Consider the following 13,996-nt stretch of genomic DNA (forward strand, 5'->3'; position numbering starts at 1 on the left):
GACTCTTCAATGGAAGAGCAATTAAGTGACAGACACGTGATCAGAAGGTATCCACTAAATACAGCTCTGCTTAACCAGAGTTCCTGATTAGAGAGCATTATTTCTAGCCCATTTTGTTACGTGTATTCATGTATGGACGAAGACAATTCTGGAAGATTCGATCACAGTGTTCTGAAGGTCCATATTTTTCATAACAAATATCATGTGATTTGCAGCACGAATCGACCGCGTTAGTAGGTGCACCAGGTCCCGAACAACTCGGACCACACCATCTATACCCTGGTACACAAAAACCTCGATTTAATCGTTTACTTCTGTTCAAAATACCGCCTTCTTTCCTAAGAGGGATTAGCTATAATACTTTATGTAGGAATACCTGGAAGCGGTAGGGCTTTTTGCAGACTGTCATAAAATATATAGGAAAAGGGCATTGGCTTTAGAAATGAGAAAATGAAATGAAGACAAAGCACGCTATCCTATTTTCAAAACGTTATTCTATATGGATAGATATCGTTTGATTACTGATACTATGAGGTTTTAAAAGGGTAATAGCTTCCTCTTTCGGAGGTTGGTTATAAGTTCCAAACCCTTTCTCTTGAACTCGTTCCTTTTAAGGAGTACATTATTTTGTGACTTATGAAAAACTTACTAAAGGAGAACTAAATTGAACAGAAGTGATAGATTAAAAAAGCGTCAATGGACTTTATATATAGCCATAGCAATCTTTACTCTTATCCTTTTTCTCGGCACATGGAATCAGGTAGCCAATAAGAAGAATACTTTCGTTCCAGCTGGGGGAAGTTCAAATGAAAGTGATCAAATGTTAATAATTGAATTGCCTGATGGTAACGTGATGACTACTGAACAAAAGAACATCTATTATAAAGGGGACAAAGTATATTATAAGAGTAAATATAATGAAATTGATATTTCCGGTTCCAAAATTAAACAAAAAAAGTAGATAGCTAATCTTCCAATAACTGTATGAAATGAAGTGGGAAGCGAAAATGGGGACGATAATACAAAATATTTCCTTTCCGATTCTTTTAAACAATTGGAAGCTTATTTTCTCCGTTATCTCCAATGCTATCAAGTGTAGCTGTGGCCATTTGTTCTCTAATACGTTTAATATGGACATCCATTAGGTGCTTGGCTTTGTCGGCATCTTTTAATGCGATAGAAATATAGATATCTTTATGTTCTTGAAGGGTTTCTTGAAAGTGACCTGGTTTTGAAAAACGGTGCTGTCTAGTCGCTTGAATCGTTTCTTTCATTTGACCACTAAGGGTATGTACCAGTCCTGCAAATATGGAATTGTTTGTAGCTTGTGCAATGCTATTATGAAATAACAGATCTGCTTGTAAACCCAATTCCTCATCGTGTTCTGAATTCGCCATATCTTCTAAAGCCTTAAGCATTTTTTGTAAATCTAGCGAGGTCGCTTTCTGTGCAGCTAAAAATGCACACTCCGTTTCAATTACTCTACGAACTTCGAGCATTTCATAAACCATATCATTCTCAGCATCAGTGATGGTGGTAGATAACTGATTGATCAGTGACTGAACTTCAGAATGTCTTATAAATCTCCCATCGCCTGGTCTTACCTCTATGACTCCGTTAATCTCCAATACCCGAAGAGCTTCTCTGATTGAAGTTCGACTCACCTTAAAACGTATGGATAGATCCCGCTCAGAGGGTAATTTATCACCAGGTTTGAGTTCCCCAGTAATAAAAGATTCTTTAATTTGATTGAAGATTATTTCGTATACTTTTGGCGATTTAACTGGTATAGAATCCATTACTCATTACACATCCTTATCCCACTATAAGTGGACTCATTTTAACAAGCATTTCTCATTGTAGCAAGCGGATAAGCGGAATGTTATTTACACTTTACATAATAAATACGAGTTTTACATTGGTTAGACCAATGTTAAGAATATCCCACCTTTATTTTAAAATAAAAAAAGATTTCATAGATGGTGATATTGTTGGAACCTACTAATCTACAATAAAAATGTGTGTTATTAGCATTCATTTCAAGGAAATGAAAAGTTATTGAAAAAATCAAAATATTTAGTATAATGAAAATTGGTTGGACCAATCATAAAGGTTCATAATGAATTTGACAAATCATTCATTTATGAAATCGTTTACTTTTATTATAATCAAATATTTAAGTAGAAAGTGGGAGATGGGGATGGAAGCAACTAGCATAGATTTGGTAAACGCTTTAAAAGAAGTGCTATCGGAAAGTCAAGTAACCGAAAATCAGACAGTAAGAGAATTGCATGGCAGAGATGAATCCTATCATGCTACAAGCCTTCCGGATATTGTTGTGTTTCCAGAAACGACGAAGCAAGTGAGCGAAGTTGTAAAGGTGGCTAATATGCATAAGATTCCAGTGGTTCCTTTTGGATTGGGATCTAGCTTAGAAGGGCATGTCATCCCATATCAACATGGTATCACCATTGACTTTTCACTAATGAATAAAGTATTGGAAGTACGTGGTGATGATTTTCTTGTAAAGGTGCAGCCTGGCGTGACTCGTTCTCAACTGAACAAAGAATTGAAAAAATACGGTTTATTCTTTTCCGTCGATCCGGGAGCAGATGCTACCCTAGGAGGAATGACTGCTACCAATGCTAGTGGAACTACATCAGTTAAATATGGCGTGATGCGTGACCAGGTCCGTGATCTTGAAGTGGTTCTTGCGGATGGTTCAATTATACATACCGGTAATTTGGCTGCCAAATCATCATCAGGTTATCATCTAAACGGCCTATTCGTTGGTTCTGAGGGGACCCTTGGATGTTTTACTGAATTAACCCTTAGAGTTTACGGGATTCCTGAACATATTATGGCGGCAAGAGCATCCTTTCCTTCATTGAATGATGCAGTTGAGGGCGTAGTATCCATATTACAGTCTGGCATTCCAATCGCAAGGGTAGAGCTAGTGGATGAGCCTTCCATGAAACAGGTAAATCTCCATAGCGATACAAGCTACAACGAAGGCCCTACGCTATTTTTGGAGTTTCATGGGAATGAAGCTGGGTTGAAACAAGATGTAGCCTTCACAAAAGAAATAGTAGCAGAACATAATTGTCTCGATATTGAATTCGAAACGGATAATGCTGCTAGGAACCGCCTATGGGAGGCTCGTCATAATCTTGCCTATGCTTATATTCACGGCCATCCCGGAAAAAAACTGATGGTAACGGACGTCTGCCTGCCTATATCGGAGTTATCTGGAGCCATTCAGCACGCTAGGGAAACGGTGGATTCATTAGCTCTGACCGGAGGAATCGTTGGCCATGTAGGGGATGGTAACTATCATATCCTCTTAATGATCGATAACGAAAATCAAGAAGAGGTTGAAAGAGCTAAACAGTTAAATGAACAAATTGTTCTATATGCTCTAGATCGCAACGGAACATGCACCGGAGAACATGGGGTAGGGGTCGGTAAACAAAAATATCAGAAACAGGAACATGGAGAGTCACTCTTGGTGATGGAAAAAATAAAAAAAGCCCTTGATCCTGAAAATCTATTGAATCCACGCAAAATATTCATGCAAGAAGGAGAGTGATGAGATGAAAGTTCTAGAAACACTCAGTGCGTTAGCCGGAAAATATTTTGCTGTTTGGGTAATTTTAATCTCCGTCATTGCTTTTATGTTTCCTGAACCATTTTTGGGTCTTGGGGGATATATCACGATTTTGCTAGGCGTTGTCATGTTCGGAATGGGACTTACGTTGAAGGCAGTTGATTTTAAAATCATCATTACAAAACCTCTGCCTGTAATCATTGGCGTTTGCGCACAGTTTATCATCATGCCACTTGTCGCTTTCTTTATTGCAAAGATCATGAATTTGCCAGCTGAATTAGCTGCAGGTTTGGTGTTACTTGGCTGTGTACCGGGCGGGACCGCCTCGAACGTTATGGTATATCTAGCAAAAGGGAATGTTCCCTTGTCCATAGCTATGACTTCGGTATCAACCTTACTGGCTCCAATTATGACACCTTTGCTTCTGCTGTTACTGGCAGGCCAATGGATGCCGGTTAATTTTTCATCCATGTTCATGTCCATCGTTCAAGTCATCATTCTTCCCATTGTTTTAGGTCTGATCATTAAAAAGTTTTTCCCTGTTATAGTAGAGAAAAGCTTAACCGTGTTACCGCTTATATCCGTTGTAGCCATTATCACTATTGTCAGCGCAGTAGTTTCAGGAAATGCCTCCAGTATTGCTACATCTGGGTTCTTTATTTTCACGGCAGTTATGCTTCACAATGGATTCGGACTTCTTTTAGGTTACTTTGCAGCAAAAATGTCAGGACTTGACGAAGTGAATAGAAGGGCGATATCGATTGAAGTGGGCATGCAGAACTCAGGATTAGGTGTTGCCCTTGCAACTGCCCATTTCGGACCGTTAGCAGCGCTCCCAAGCGTTCTGGCGGCTGCTTGGCATAATATATCCGGTCCCATTCTTGCAACATACTGGTCAAAAAAGTCTGCTGGTAATAAAGGAATCGAGGAAATACCGGTGCAGCCAGTGGAGACGAAGGCATAAATGTGAATGATTTAAGAATCCCATTCTTCATGGGATTCTTTTTTTGTCTGAAATTGAAAAGTCCAGAAAGCCAATAGTAGAAGAGATAATCATTAAATTAATACTTACGACAGTAACAAAATATTATCGTTAAATAAAAGGAAATATGTAAAGTATCTCGAATGGAATGTAGATTCGGAGTTTATTAGGGAGGTTTATAAGCGGGAAATATTGATAATAGAAAACGATTAGATGAAGCTCGGTTTAGTTACAGAGTTACCAAAAATAATACTGTTTTTATCGATTATAAGGGAAAATAAGTAAAATTATTAAAAGGTAAAGATGCCTAAAAAATTTTAGAAAAGATTAACATTGCTGAAAATGAAAAAGCAGTGCAACTGATATTGGCAAAGATCACAGGGAACTTTAAAAGAGGAAATGAACGTATTGTGAATTCAAAGAATAATGGAAAATCCTAAAAAAGTAATACACTATTGAGCTAATAGGGGCTTTAGTTCAATAACGAGTCGGCCACTTCCACTTACTTTGTTGAAAATAGTGAAATCAATAAAGTTTGACATATCCCTCTTACTCAAATTGATCGTCTCGTGCTTAAGTTCCTTGATTAGAGAGCTTCTTGAAGTTTGTAGCGGTACACTGCATAACAAAGAAGAGGAAAAAAGGTAGTTTAGTTGAATAAAGGAGTAAGTAATATGAAAAATAGACCTGATCCAATAGAAGCGGCCTTTCAGTTTATTGAAAAATATTTTCCTAATTGTCAGGGTGCTATCTTGGCTGGCAGTGTTGTTCGTGGAGAAGCAACTGAAACATCTGACTTAGATATAGTGATTTTTGATAAAGTTTTATCTTCTTTTCGTGTATCACTTATTGAATTTGGATGGAATATTGAACTATTTGCACATAATTTATCGTCTTATCAATTCTTTTTTGAAAGTGATTGTAAAGAAGCAAGACCTTGTATGCCAAGAATGATAAGCGAAGGAAAGACTTTAAAAGATACAGGTGTGTTGTCGAAAATCAGAAAGGAAGCAAAAAACTTATTAGAACAAGGACCAGAGGAATGGTCAAAAGAAATAATTGATATGAAGCGATATTTTATCACGGATGCGTTAGATGATTTAATCGGTTGCCAAAAGAGAGGAGAACGAATTTTCATTGCAAATAAACTCGGTGAATTAGTAAGTGAATTCATTCTTCGTAGTAATCGTAAATGGATTGGATCATCAAAATGGGTTGTTCGTTCTTTAGTTCATCATGACAAGGAAGTTGCAAACGAATTCGTTGATGCATTTGACACGTTTTATAAAACAAATGATATTGATAAGATAGTAATCCTAACTGAACAAGTCCTTAAACCTTTTGGTGGAAGGTTATTTGAAGGCTTCTCTTTAGGTGAAAAATAAAACAATCGTTTAAAACACGAGAAAAAAAGGATTTTTTTTCCGATTTTCTCTCGTGTTAAAGAGCATTTTTAATATGATTTTGCTTATAATAAATTAGGATAATCTGGATTATCTCGCTACACAGTTTCCTCAGCAAGTAATATGGAAAGTGGAAGATAATTCATCAAATGCTTTCTTCAAAACCTGATTAGTCACGAACTGTTTTTAAAGCAACACTCCAAGAAATCACTTCATTGAGCATTGTTTCAACAACGGGTATGTGCAAGTCAGCTGGCTTGAATGTGAAACGATCTTCGAAGTCTGTAAATACAGAAAGTGCTGGGTGTGTACGTACATCCGCGATCGCTAATTCACCTAAAATGCCACGTAAATGTTCCGCTGCACGTGCTCCACCTACTGACCCATAAGAAACGATACCTGCTGCTTTATTATTCCAAGGTTCACGTGCTAAGTCTAATGCATTTTTCAGTGCACCTGTAATACTGTGATTATACTCTTGCACGATGAAAATGAACCCATCATAAGTTCCTACTGTTTGATTCCATTTTATGATACGCTCATCGTCCATCGCTGTTGTACCGAAGAATGGTAAATCAAAATCTACAATATCAACTATTTCGAATGTAGCATCTTCCTGTTTATCTGCTAATGACTTTACCCATTCACCAACTTGTGGACTGTTTCGTCCATCACGTGTGCTTCCTAAAATAATCCCGATTTTAACTGCTTTAATAGACATTCATAATTCCTCCTCATATTCATTATCAACAGCACGAATAAATGGAAATAATTTACTCTAAGAGTTATTATAAATTCTAAGGTAATGAAGTAAAAGGAGGCACTTCAAATATACATAGTTACTTTAAAGTGACTATTGGTTTTGGAGGGATTTAAAGAGGAGTGATTAAAATGGAAACAATAGAAAACACACATAACAGCGATAATTGTGCCAATATTGAAATCGCCCTGGATATAATTGTTGGGAAATGGCAACCAATTATCCTTTTCCATTTAATAAATAACGAAAAGTTACGTTTTAGTGAATTCCAAAGGGCGATCCCGAATATTTCAAAAAAAGTGTTAACGAATCAACTGCGTGAATTAGAACGTCATGACATTGTACATCGTAAAGTGTATGCCGAAGTACCGCCACGTGTTGAGTATTCGATGACGGAATATGGCATGAATCTAAAAACTGTCTTACTTTCGATGCACACATGGGGACTAGAACATTTACAACATTTAAAAGAACTCCATGGTGGTTCGAAGTGAAATTTACCATATTCAGTGATAAGTTAAGGGACCAAGAAAGTTGGTCCCTTTTTGTGTGAGAATGATGCAGGGTCTGTTGCAACATGGGGATACTTTTATAGCTTGTAACGCCAGTAACTCTTTATTTCCTTACAGCATTAGTAAGCGTTGCGAATGTATGACGCAAATGTTGTACGAAAAGCGGGATGGAGGAAAACCTGATTTTCGTAAAGCAATTTTATGTAACCCACGGTGGTTCAATAATATCTCCACTTTATTTAAAAATACTGGTTCAGAAAGTTGGAATGAATGTTTCTTGCAAGATTACCTTAGAAGCTTGAAGTAGGGGAAGAACAAGTGGATGGAGGGGCAAGGAGTTTGAACAGGACTTGATTTGGGTGGATAAGACAAAGGTTCCTCGCTCAGCATCTGAAATAATTGTGGAGGATCGTAAGAATCATATAAACCGGAAGTTTTTTAACCGTTTTAGGTGATTTTATAGAATCCTAAAGTCACTCATTAAGTAATTTTCCTGTATGCAATATTTGGAGAACGATTTTAAACAGTATATCTTACGATGCATGGAACGGGACTTTTGTTTATATGATGCTACGTCAAACGACGGACAGCGGTCTTAGTAATCGATGCAACATCCGTTGAAGCATTGATATGCGTAAAAAAGATAGAAACTGCACCAAATCGTAATCATCAATAACAGCTTTTAACTTCATGGAATAACCGCCGATACAACATTATTCGTAAGACAATTAACCTGCCAAAAGGAGAAATTATCGGACAATAAGAAGGAGAAGTCATTATAAGGAACTGGAAGAAGAAAACTTATTATAGGAAGGTTAGGATAGAAAGCCAGTCTCAAAGCAAAATAATTCTAGTTTACATAATATATATTATAGGAAGTTATAAAATAATATCAATCTGTGTCTCATATCATAAGAATACTTAACTAAGTGAGACTGAATCAAAATTTATGTTTTTATTTAAAGCTCTAACATAACTATGATTTTTATAACACATACAAGTTTTCATCTATTTAAATGATTTAAGATTTAATGTAAATAATTTATAAAACTATTATTGATTATTCTTGATCAGGATCACTTACAATTTTCATTCATTTTAATGCACTCACAGTAAATGTAATCTGGAAACTCCAGTGTTATTTTATTTCCATAACAGAAATATATTCATATGAGCTCCTGCTTATATTATTAATATTGTCTCGCTTTAAATTACTTACCAGATAATAACAAGCGTTTGTATCACATTTTGTATCAAGCCTGTATATTATCCCCATACCATACGTTATAACAGCAAACCGCCAAGAGTCTTTAATTCTAAATGAAACAACATCCAAAATACTTTTTTATTGTTATGTAAACTTTGGTTTACCATACGAGTAATATCTCTCAATTTTGGATGTGTATTGACTTGAATTGTTTTTAAACCCACTATCAATATTACCCGCCCTTCCCCTTCTATCTCGTATTATATATATTAGTAAAATCCGTTTACTTCACTGGCTTCGATCAATCAAAAGTATAACGAATGAACAAGATATTCTTAAAACGCCCATTACTATATCAATATATATAAATATAACTAAAATGATAAAAATCACGGGTTAACACTTCAATAAAAGTATTTCAGAATAATAAATTCATTCGAATTTATTAGTGATTTCCACTTTAACACTAATAATATCTATAAATTCTTTTCAACATCACAACCTTCCCAATTGTTAAATATAACTGTAGCCGCTTTCCATAAATTAAACTGAAAATGATAATTATGTTTCCTTTCCGTTTTCCCTCCAGTCTGATTTTTTTACGAATGATAGCAATTCCGTTAATACGTTCACTAATAAGTTCGCTGAGTATAAATGGACAATTGCCACTCCTAACTAATTAATTGAATACATTCTTTAGTCGATTAAATAGTTAGATATAGATTTCTTTTATAAGCAAAGTTATACAGATTTAAAACTATATTTCTAAACATTCCTCCATTATACCTACTATCAGTAAAGTACTTTACTCGCATTGACTAAGAAAAAAATCAATTGTAACCTTTAATAATATCTTACTCAAATTAAAGTAATGTGTTTTGAGTAAGATGAAGTTCTAATTAAGGAGGTTAGTGAAATAAGTAATCATAGTACATGTACTTATTACTAAACTGCAAAATTAATTAATAATTTTGGATTCTTTGATGAAGTAGTTTTGCTTTACGGTAACTTACACGAGTATGAACTAATAACCAATATTTATTAGGAAGGATGATAGAACATGAATAAGTCAGATCAAATGATGCCAGAGCAAGTTCTAAATCTATTAAGTGGAGAAAATAAAGAGAATCCATTTTCTATATTCGCGCAAATACGTAAAGCGGGATCTGTCATTTCTATTCCAAACCCTTTTGGCCAAACAGATAGTAAAGCATGGCTAGTTGTACATATGGATGAAGCGATTCAAGTTTTGAAACAGCACGCTATATATACTGTAGACCCAAAAACGATTGAGAATGACAAAAGCTTTAGGGATAAAATGGCTAATGATGTAGATTCATCGTCGCCCGATACCTTTTTCACTGGGAAATCCATGCTCTTTGCTGATGGTGTAGATCATAGAAGATTACGTATGTTAGTTTCAAAAGCCTTTACACCTCGATACATGGAAGGGTTACGTTCTCGCGTTCAAGAAATCGCCGATGAATTACTGGATCAAGTTCAGTCTCAAGGTGAGATGGACATTGTTAAAGACTATGCTTACCCCTTACCGATAAACGTAATTTCAGAAATGTTAGGTGTGCCCCATGAAGATCGTGAAAAGCTTAAAGTTTGGTCCACCGCAATCGCTAATGGCCTAGGTTTGGGTAAACAAGACCCGACAGTTGGGAAGCACTTACAAGAGTTCGGGGAATATACTGAAATGTTAGTTGAAGAAAAAAAGAAGAATCCTTCCGATGACTTAATTAGCCAGTTGATTGCCATTGAAGAACAAGGTGAGCGTCTTGATAAGTCAGAATTGATTTCGATGATCACTTTACTTATTTTTGCAGGTCATGAGACAACGTCGAACTTAATTGCAACTGGCACTATGATGTTATTTGAACATCCAGAACAGTTAGAAATGCTTAAGGCTGATTTAACTTTAGTTCCTTCAGCTGTTGAAGAACTATTGCGATTCAATGGTCCATCAACGATTGTAGGACCACGTTTTGCTAAAGAAGATACACGATTGGGTGGGCAGCAAATCAAAAAAGGAGATTTACTACTTGTGATGGTGAAAGCCGCCAATCGTGATGAGAACGTCTTTACTGACTCAGAAGATTTAGATATTAAACGTAAGATAGATCGTCACCTCGCCTTTGGACATGGCCTACACGTATGTCTAGGGTCTCCGCTTGCTCGTATAGAAGGAGATATTGCCTTCACTACTCTTTTAAAACGAATGCCCAACTTAAGGTTAAGTATTCCTAAGGAGAAAGTTGAGTGGCAGTTTTCACTCTCATCCCAAAGTCTTGATTCACTTCCTGTTGCTTTTTAGAAATGTATTCACTCTTCTAGTTTCGATACTTACCAAAATAAAAACCCAAACCACTAATAGGTATTTATTGGTTTGGGTTTTTCACTATTAGAATATAGGTATCATCAACCAACATCCCCTTCCTAATTAACTTTTAGTACAAATGCATACAAAGCATCACCTTTGGACACAGTAGCATCCTCTCCATCCATCCACCACACACTATATGAATAATAGTATATGCCTTTTTCTTTAGGAACAGTAAACTGATCATCCCTTAAATGAATGTCTGTTTCTTTATTTTTCTCATTCGCATTAAACTGTGTTATATACATTTCATTTGGTTTAGGTTCATAATCCATCTTTATGGTAACCTTCTCACCTGGTAGTGCCTCAATAGGCTTTTTATCCGCTAATAGTTCCACTGGTCCTGCCATATCTACACAAGTATTTACTTTGTTATCGCTCCAACAGTAAGTACCTAGTTTCGTTTCATATGCTTCATTAGCCAGTTCAATCTGAACCTTTGGGGGCTTTTCCCCATCCATTTCATTACTGTTTGAACACCCCATTAGATTAAGCACAAAGAATGATAATGCTAACCATTTCTTCATATAGAATCCCCACCTTTATTAGATAGACGTTAATTCATATGAAAAGTTGCTCCAATTCTCCATTAATGAAGTATAGAACTATAAATAATTTTTCATCAGATTATGAACCTCCGAGTTATCAGGTACGAATTCAATTAATCATCAATGTACTCTACAAAATCCACTTAACTCCTCTCCCTATGTATGCATAGCTTCAAAGTAGATGTCCTTTCTCTTAATCTAGTCTGAACCTTCCAATACCAATATCGTTTAAATAAACTTGTACGTTACTTTGAATGGGTACGTCTTTAATGGCCATAAAGCCACTATCCTTGATTTTTTCTTCTAATTTGAGCCCAACATATTACTTAAACCCCTTACGTCTGCAAAGCCTCACCAGTCAACAGTATGAGCTTAACAAAATGATAGATTAAAATAGCATTAAGAAAACGAATAAAAGACGGAGTTTTTGAACCCCGCCCATCTTTCTTAAAAGATTCTCTCCTCGTTTAACTCGATTGCCAACTGTTTGAAAAACGACAGTGATTCAGGATTGCTCATGGAATCGGGATTTACTACTTTATCGAATTCGAATCCTAATAGTAGTTTACGTATTGGCACTTCCATCTTCTTACCATTCAACGTTTTTGGTATTTGATTGACGAGATAAATCTCATCTGGAATAAAGCGTGGGGAAACATGTTCCCTAATTTCATTTTTGATTTTTGTCATCAGATTCGAATCGAGAGTGTTCTCTCGCTTAAGGACAACGAATAGCAGCAAGGATGATCCTCGACCAAGTACCTCCCTATCAATAACCAGGCTCTCCATCACTTCATCCATCGCTTCCACGACACGGTAAATATCGCTGGTCCCCATGCGTACACCTGAACGGTTGATGGTAGAATCTGAACGTCCATAAATGATGCAGCTGCCTCTATCATCAATCTTAATCCAGTCGCCATGCTTCCAGATGCCTGGATACGTATCGAAGTAACTATCGAAGTATCTTGCACCATCATGATCATTCCAAAAATATAGCGGCATGGAAGGCATCGGTTTAGTGATCACTAGTTCACCGACATCGTTTACTAGTGAGTTCCCTTGTTCATCAAATGCTTCAATATGGACACCTAACGAGCGACCCTGTATTTCTCCAATCCTAACAGGAAGTATGGATACACCCCCCACAAAGCCGGAGCATACATCAGTCCCTCCACTGGATGAACTAAGCCAAATATCCTTTTTAACATGTTCATACACCCACTTATAAGCATCACTTGATAAGGGGGCCCCCGTAGAAAAAAGAGATTTTAATTTTGATAGATCATATGTTTCGATTGGTTTAATGCCTAGTTTCATCGAGCTGGTAAGAAAAGGAGCACTAGTACCAAATGAAGTCACACCTGCATCTTCTGCCAATTTCCAAAGTGTATCCATGTCAGGATAGGAAGGACTGCCATCATAGAGGACAATGGTCGCCCCATTGAGTAGTCCGGCCATCAACAGGTTCCACATCATCCAGCCAGTCGTTGTGAACCAGAAAACCATATCTTCAGATGTCATATCTTGATGCAGGCGCGTGGCTTTTAAATGCTCTAGAATGATTCCTCCATGTCCTTGAACAATCGGTTTCGGCATGCCCGTGGTACCTGAAGAATAAAGAATCCAAAGTGGGTGGTCGAATGCAACGCTTTCAAAGGACAACTCTGATGATTCTATTAAAAGTGTTTTCCATGGAATGATATTTTCTATTTTTTGTTCTAGATTCTTTTTATCTATGTAAGGAACTAGTACGGTATGTTTAACTGTAATCAATTCTTTTTGTAACTGGGCAACTACGGATGTTTTATCGAACGACTTTCCATTATAGTGATATCCATCAACAGCAAATAAAACAACGGGTTCTATCTGTTTGAAGCGATCAATGACGCTTTTTGCCCCAAAGTCAGGTGAGCAGCTTGACCAAATGGCACCTATACTGGCCGTAGCCAAGAACGCAATGACGGTTTCAGGGATATTTGGCATGTATGCAACAACTCGATCACCCGATTTCACCCCTAGTTTTCTTAATGAGTGAGAAACAGAGGCAACTTTTTCTTTTAGCGCTTTCCAGCTGATTTCTTGATTGACTATATGCTCGGAACGAAAGAAAATGGCCGTCTTGCCTTCTTGTTCTTTCGATAGGGCATTCTCCGCATAATTTAACCGCGAGCCTTCAAACCACTTAGCACCTGGCATCGTCTGATCCGCTAAAACCCTATCATATGGTCTAGTTGCAATCACTTCGCAAAATTCCCACACAGATGCCCAAAATTCCTCGAGTTCATCGACTGACCATTTCCATAGTTGTTGATAATCTTGAAATTCCAAGCCTTTCTTTTCTTTCAACCAGTTTGCATAGTGTGTCAATCCCGTTTGCTCAATCCGCTTTTGTGTCGGTTCCCAAATGATTTGTCCTTCTGTAAGTGACTTCATATCATTTTCCCCCTTCGCTATCGAAAATCAAACAGTTTATTACTAGTTGTTTATCAATGCACACATACTATAAATGGTAATTCAACTTGATGATACTGGATTGTTGAAATACCGTCAATCCGTATACAGTCAAGAAGGCTGAATTATTCGATAAT

11 protein-coding genes and 1 pseudogene are annotated in these 13,996 nt (G+C 36.8%); 7 read left to right on the top strand and 5 right to left on the bottom strand.

Annotated features, from left to right (window positions below; translation table 11 throughout):
• Nucleotides 1-103 precede the first annotated feature (103 nt).
• A complete protein-coding gene (locus ACQKL0_RS09710; RefSeq protein ID WP_427687226.1) occupies nt 104-322 on the bottom strand; it encodes a Parvovirus coat protein VP1-like protein in 219 nt (72 codons plus the stop codon).
• 342 nt (nt 323-664) lie between these two features.
• On the opposite strand from ACQKL0_RS09710, the gene ACQKL0_RS09715 reads away from it, so the two are divergent.
• Nucleotides 665-961, top strand: a complete 297-nt coding sequence (locus tag ACQKL0_RS09715; RefSeq protein WP_402959426.1) for a hypothetical protein — start codon at nt 665-667, stop codon at nt 959-961.
• 85 nt (nt 962-1,046) lie between these two features.
• Here the strand turns inward: ACQKL0_RS09715 and ACQKL0_RS09720 are convergent, their stop codons facing one another.
• A complete protein-coding gene (locus ACQKL0_RS09720; RefSeq protein ID WP_427687228.1) occupies nt 1,047-1,799 on the bottom strand; it encodes a FadR/GntR family transcriptional regulator in 753 nt (250 codons plus the stop codon).
• A gap of 401 nt (nt 1,800-2,200) precedes the next feature.
• Between ACQKL0_RS09720 and ACQKL0_RS09725 the strand changes: the two genes are divergently transcribed.
• The 4 genes and pseudogenes from ACQKL0_RS09725 to ACQKL0_RS09740 all read left to right on the top strand — a co-directional run bounded on the left by ACQKL0_RS09725 (nt 2,201) and on the right by ACQKL0_RS09740 (nt 5,974).
• Nucleotides 2,201-3,589, top strand: coding sequence for an FAD-binding oxidoreductase (locus tag ACQKL0_RS09725; RefSeq protein ID WP_427687230.1), 1,389 nt, complete (start codon nt 2,201-2,203; stop codon nt 3,587-3,589).
• Nucleotides 3,590-3,593: 4 nt separating this feature from the next.
• Entirely contained in the window at nt 3,594-4,571 is a 978-nt protein-coding gene (locus ACQKL0_RS09730; protein WP_427687231.1) for a bile acid:sodium symporter family protein, read from the top strand.
• A gap of 209 nt (nt 4,572-4,780) precedes the next feature.
• Nucleotides 4,781-5,029, top strand: a pseudogene (locus ACQKL0_RS09735) (hypothetical protein).
• A 234-nt stretch (nt 5,030-5,263) separates the two neighbouring features.
• The gene (locus ACQKL0_RS09740; protein WP_427687233.1) at nt 5,264-5,974 is read left to right on the top strand and encodes a nucleotidyltransferase domain-containing protein; all 711 of its coding nucleotides are present in this window, start codon (nt 5,264-5,266) and stop codon (nt 5,972-5,974) included.
• Between the two features lie 187 nt (nt 5,975-6,161).
• Here ACQKL0_RS09740 and ACQKL0_RS09745 read toward each other — a convergent pair whose 3' ends face one another.
• On the bottom strand, nt 6,162-6,713 hold the full coding sequence (locus tag ACQKL0_RS09745) for an NADPH-dependent FMN reductase (RefSeq protein WP_427687235.1): 552 nt from the start codon (nt 6,711-6,713) through the stop codon (nt 6,162-6,164).
• 170 nt (nt 6,714-6,883) lie between these two features.
• Here ACQKL0_RS09745 and ACQKL0_RS09750 point away from each other — a divergent pair, with 170 nt between their 5' ends.
• Entirely contained in the window at nt 6,884-7,246 is a 363-nt protein-coding gene (locus tag ACQKL0_RS09750; protein ID WP_427687237.1) for a winged helix-turn-helix transcriptional regulator, read from the top strand.
• A 2,285-nt stretch (nt 7,247-9,531) separates the two neighbouring features.
• A complete protein-coding gene (locus ACQKL0_RS09755) occupies nt 9,532-10,791 on the top strand; it encodes a cytochrome P450 family protein (RefSeq protein ID WP_427687239.1) in 1,260 nt (419 codons plus the stop codon).
• Nucleotides 10,792-10,913: 122 nt separating this feature from the next.
• On the opposite strand, the gene ACQKL0_RS09760 is transcribed toward ACQKL0_RS09755, so the two are convergent.
• The gene (locus ACQKL0_RS09760) at nt 10,914-11,384 is read right to left on the bottom strand and encodes a hypothetical protein (RefSeq protein WP_427687241.1); all 471 of its coding nucleotides are present in this window, start codon (nt 11,382-11,384) and stop codon (nt 10,914-10,916) included.
• Nucleotides 11,385-11,852: 468 nt separating this feature from the next.
• Complete coding sequence (locus ACQKL0_RS09765; protein ID WP_427687243.1) at nt 11,853-13,841, bottom strand: acetoacetate--CoA ligase; 1,989 nt, start codon at nt 13,839-13,841, stop codon at nt 11,853-11,855.
• Nucleotides 13,842-13,996 lie beyond the last annotated feature (155 nt).

Source organism: Peribacillus sp. NPDC097264, assembly GCF_050277925.1.
Taxonomy (GTDB): domain Bacteria; phylum Bacillota; class Bacilli; order Bacillales; family DSM-1321; genus Peribacillus.

What these genes read in the sequence shown, in the direction of transcription:
- ACQKL0_RS09720 (WP_427687228.1), bottom strand. Translation starts at nt 1,799, where the DNA reads ATGGATTCTATACCAGTTAAATCGCCAAAAGTATACGAAATAATCTTC.
- ACQKL0_RS09725 (WP_427687230.1), top strand. Translation starts at nt 2,201, where the DNA reads ATGGAAGCAACTAGCATAGATTTGGTAAACGCTTTAAAAGAAGTGCTA.
- ACQKL0_RS09730 (WP_427687231.1), top strand. Translation starts at nt 3,594, where the DNA reads ATGAAAGTTCTAGAAACACTCAGTGCGTTAGCCGGAAAATATTTTGCT.
- ACQKL0_RS09740 (WP_427687233.1), top strand. Translation starts at nt 5,264, where the DNA reads ATGAAAAATAGACCTGATCCAATAGAAGCGGCCTTTCAGTTTATTGAA.
- ACQKL0_RS09745 (WP_427687235.1), bottom strand. Translation starts at nt 6,713, where the DNA reads ATGTCTATTAAAGCAGTTAAAATCGGGATTATTTTAGGAAGCACACGT.
- ACQKL0_RS09750 (WP_427687237.1), top strand. Translation starts at nt 6,884, where the DNA reads ATGGAAACAATAGAAAACACACATAACAGCGATAATTGTGCCAATATT.
- ACQKL0_RS09755 (WP_427687239.1), top strand. Translation starts at nt 9,532, where the DNA reads ATGAATAAGTCAGATCAAATGATGCCAGAGCAAGTTCTAAATCTATTA.
- ACQKL0_RS09760 (WP_427687241.1), bottom strand. Translation starts at nt 11,384, where the DNA reads ATGAAGAAATGGTTAGCATTATCATTCTTTGTGCTTAATCTAATGGGG.
- ACQKL0_RS09765 (WP_427687243.1), bottom strand. Translation starts at nt 13,841, where the DNA reads ATGAAGTCACTTACAGAAGGACAAATCATTTGGGAACCGACACAAAAG.